4 protein-coding genes are annotated in these 4059 nt (G+C 59.4%); 3 read left to right on the forward strand and 1 reads right to left on the reverse strand.

Features of this window, described 5'->3' with window-relative positions:
* Positions 1–47: 47 nt before the first annotated feature.
* From CW742_RS08360 to CW742_RS08370, 3 genes are all read left to right on the forward strand, one after another.
* Positions 48–680, forward strand: coding sequence for a DUF2115 domain-containing protein (locus CW742_RS08360; RefSeq protein ID WP_292419049.1), 633 nt, complete (start codon positions 48–50; stop codon positions 678–680).
* Positions 681–976: 296 nt separating this feature from the next.
* Positions 977–3178, forward strand: a complete 2202-nt coding sequence (katG, locus tag CW742_RS08365) for a catalase/peroxidase HPI (protein ID WP_292419040.1) — start codon at positions 977–979, stop codon at positions 3176–3178.
* A gap of 157 nt (positions 3179–3335) precedes the next feature.
* Entirely contained in the window at positions 3336–3677 is a 342-nt protein-coding gene (locus CW742_RS08370; RefSeq protein ID WP_292419043.1) for a hypothetical protein, read from the forward strand.
* Positions 3678–3746: 69 nt separating this feature from the next.
* Here CW742_RS08370 and CW742_RS08375 read toward each other — a convergent pair whose 3' ends face one another.
* On the reverse strand, positions 3747–4010 hold the full coding sequence (locus CW742_RS08375) for a UPF0147 family protein (protein ID WP_292419046.1): 264 nt from the start codon (positions 4008–4010) through the stop codon (positions 3747–3749).
* Positions 4011–4059 lie beyond the last annotated feature (49 nt).

Consider the following 4059-nt stretch of genomic DNA (forward strand, 5'->3'; position numbering starts at 1 on the left):
TTTTTTTATGCAGTGGCGGTGTCAATGACTGTACAGAAGCGACAGCAATGACTCCTTCCCCCCCCGATGAAGAAGAATACACCGCCGAGCATGTACGGGCAATAGCAGTACGACTCCGGTCCGCCTGCACCAGGGGAGAACTCGGGGAGATCCTGGCACGCGAAGTGAGAAAGTATTCTCTCTTTGATCTCCAGATCATCGGGGGCCGGCTGAACGCTGAGATCGAAATGCTCCCGTCGCCCTACCGCGAGGCCGTTGCCCCGTATTTCCGGGACCAGCTCTTCCGTGCCCACCATCGCCTCCTCTCCATGCACAAAAGCGGGGCGCTTTACCGGCTCTCCGGCCCGATCCGGAACCGGGAGCGGTTCGACGCATTCTGTGACATGCTCCCCACGGGGCTCTTTGCCTGGAACGATCCAAGCGAACGGAACCCGTACTTCCGGAACCCGAAGAACCGGTTCTTCTATTACCTGGTTGCCGCGTTCACGATGTTCGTTCTCGAAGAACCGGGGCACCCGGTGGGTATGCCTTTCCCCGGTGGTTTCACCGTAGAGCAGCGGGGAAGCGACTATTACTGCCTGATCCGGGACAAAGAAAAGGACGTCTTTTACTCTATCTGCAACTTCTGCCCGGCCCGGAAGAGCGAAGAACCGGCCCGGAACACTACCCGGATGCAATAAGTGCGGGCCACGCATTCTCACCCTGCCTTTAAGCGAAGGTTAATGATACCCAAAAAGGAAAGTCTCAACAACGGGCAACAGCCCAGGCTGCCTTTCATGGGCAGAGAACGAGGGATTTTCCTCACAGAAAGGAAGGTCATCATTGCTCCCGGGGCCCGCACCCCGGGAACAACACTGCCACGTCGGCAGGCCGGCATGGCCTCACGCCGCACGGTGTCTGGTACACCAGCATTTCCGAACAGAACTCCTGCCGGCAACTGGCGTAGTATCCAGAATAGTGACAGGAAGGTTACAGTATGAGTGACGAAAGCAAGTGCCCCGTGACCGGTATGGGGAGCCGGACAGCACCCGGCCAGGGCCGGTCCAACCGCGACTGGTGGCCAAACCAGGTGAACCTGAAAGTGCTCCACCAGCACTCCCCCAAGTCCAGCCCGATGGGTAAGGAGTTTGACTATGCAGAGGAATTCAAGACACTCGATCTTGCGGCGGTGAAGGCGGACTTAAAGGCGCTGATGACCGATTCGCAGGACTGGTGGCCAGCAGACTTCGGACACTACGGCCCCCTCCTGATCCGGATGGCCTGGCATTCGGCCGGCACATACCGTGTCATGGATGGCCGCGGCGGTGCCGGTTCCGGCCAGCAGCGCTTCCCTCCCCTCAACAGCTGGCCTGACAACGCGAACCTCGACAAGGCGCGAAGGCTGCTCTGGCCGATCAAGCAGAAATATGGCAGGAAGATCTCGTGGGCCGATCTGTATATCCTTGCCGGCAACGTTGCCCTTGAGTCGATGGGTTTCAGGACGTTCGGCTTTGCCGGCGGCCGCGAGGATGTCTGGGAACCGGAAGAGGACGTGTACTGGGGCTCCGAGAACACGTGGCTCGACGACAAGCGCTACTCCGGTGACCGCAAGCTCGAAAATCCGCTTGCAGCCGTACAGATGGGGCTCATCTACGTCAACCCGGAAGGCCCGAACGGGAACCCGGACCCGGTTGCCGCGGCAAAGGACATCCGCGAGACCTTTGCCCGCATGGCCATGAACGACGAGGAGACCGTGGCCCTCATTGCCGGCGGCCACACGTTCGGAAAGACCCACGGCGCCGGCCCGGCAACCCATGTCGGGCCCGAGCCGGAAGCAGCCCCCATCGAGGAGCAGGGCCTTGGCTGGAAGAGCAGTTTTGGCACCGGCAAGGGTGGTGACACGATCACGAGCGGCCTTGAGGTCACCTGGACCAATACGCCGACGAAGTGGAGCAACAACTTCTTCCGGATCCTGTTCAGTTACGAGTGGGAGCTGACCAAAAGCCCGGCCGGTGCGCACCAGTGGCGGCCGAAAGATGGTGCCGGTGCCGGCACGATCCCGGATGCCCATGACCCGAAGAAACGTCATGCCCCGACCATGCTCACGACCGATCTCTCCCTGCGGTTCGATCCCGCTTATGAGAAGATCTCGCGGCGCTTCTACGAGCACCCGGACCAGCTTGCCGACGCGTTTGCCCGGGCATGGTTCAAGCTGACGCACCGCGACATGGGCCCGCGAACCCGCTACCTCGGGCCCGAGGTCCCACAAGAAGAACTCATCTGGCAGGACCCGATCCCCGCAGTCGACCATCCGCTGGTCGACGAGCAGGACATCGCGGCCCTCAAAAAGAAGATCCTCGCGTCCGGTCTTTCTGTACAGGAACTTGTCTCGACTGCATGGGCATCTACCTCCACCTTCCGCGGCTCCGACAAGCGCGGCGGCGCAAACGGCGCACGCATACGGCTCGCGCCGCAGAAGGACTGGGAGGTTAACGAACCGGCCAGACTCAAAAAGGTGCTTTCCGTCCTTGAGGGCATCCAGGCAGATTTCAACAAGGCAGCCAAGGGTGGGAAAAAGATCTCGCTTGCGGATCTGATCGTGCTCGCCGGCTGTGCCGGTGTCGAACAGGCTGCACAAAATGCCGGTCATCCGGTAAATGTGCCGTTCACCCCCGGACGCATGGATGCTTCCCAGGATAAGACCGACGTAGCCTCCTTTGCCGTACTTGAACCAAAGGCGGACGGATTCCGCAACTACCGGAAGACCCCCGCCTTCCTGTCGGCCGAGGAGCAACTGGTCGACAAGGCGCAGCTGCTGAAACTTACCGCGCCGGAGATGACGGTCCTCGTTGGCGGCATGCGGGTGCTTGACACCAACTTCGGCCATACAAAACACGGCGTGTTCACCAAAAAGCCAGGAGCACTCACGAACGACTTCTTCGTCAACCTCCTTGACATGGGCACGGAGTGGAAGCCGGTTGCCGGCGCAGACGGGGTGTATGAAGGGCGCGACCGGAAGACGGGTGCTGCGAAATGGACCGGAACAAGGGTCGACCTCATCTTTGGCTCAAACGCCCAGCTCCGGGCCCTCGCCGAGGTGTATGCATGCGCCGATGCACAGGAGAAGTTCGTTTCGGACTTTGTCGCAGCATGGGCAAAGGTCATGAACCTCGACCGCTTCGATCTCGCACGGAAATAACACTCGGAGGATTCCCGTTTCCTTTTTTTCGTACCATTCATAGCAGCATCATGCCGTCTTCCGGACTCTGCCCCCCGTGAGATGACAACGGTGTCAGCACCCTTTGTGCCCTGCCGTTTCAGGAAAGGCTTTCTCACACCGGAAAAAAGAGATCCCCATGACAGAGAATCACGGGCTCTTATACAGCCTGGCACTCTTCAAGCAGCGGTACGTGCGGGGAACGTCCTGGACCCAGATCGTGCTCAACTTCGGTATCATCACTGCCAATGCCAAGCTCTTCGAGGACTTCTTCTGGATCCACCTCGGGCTGACCATGCCCGAGGTCATCGCGCTCTCGGTTCCCGGGTATGTCCTTGTCTGCTACCTTATCGGGCACTACGATGAGAAGATCGGGTTCTGGCAGGTGGAGAACAACCTGAGCTACCGGTTCTCGCCCTACTCGGACGAGATGCGAAAGGATATCCGCGAGATCAAGGAACAGCTCAGGAAAGGGACCTGAAGCGTCCGGTTATTTCAGCAACTCGAGCCGGCCCCGTGAAGGGACGCGGGAAAAACGGTGAGGGGATGTTTAGTCCAGCGGGATGGTTTCGAGCTGGGAGACGAGTTCCCAGATCCGGGTCCGCGCATGGATGGGCATATTGGGGTCGTTGGAGATCTCGTCAATCTTGGAGATGGCTTCTGCTGCGCGCAGCCCCATTGCCTTGTTGTTGTTTACAAGCATGGCGCGGGTCTCGTCGGCGACCCGCCGGATATTTCTCGGTATTGAACTGTCTTCCTGGATGTGCTGCAGCATCAGGATACAGTTTTCCATTGTCTTGTCAGCATTTGCCATAGTATCGCCTGCTTACCTGTGTACCTGTAGTTAATAAGCGGAACCGGCA

Source organism: Methanoregula sp., assembly GCF_002835825.1.
Classification (GTDB): Archaea; Halobacteriota; Methanomicrobia; order Methanomicrobiales; family Methanospirillaceae; genus Methanoregula.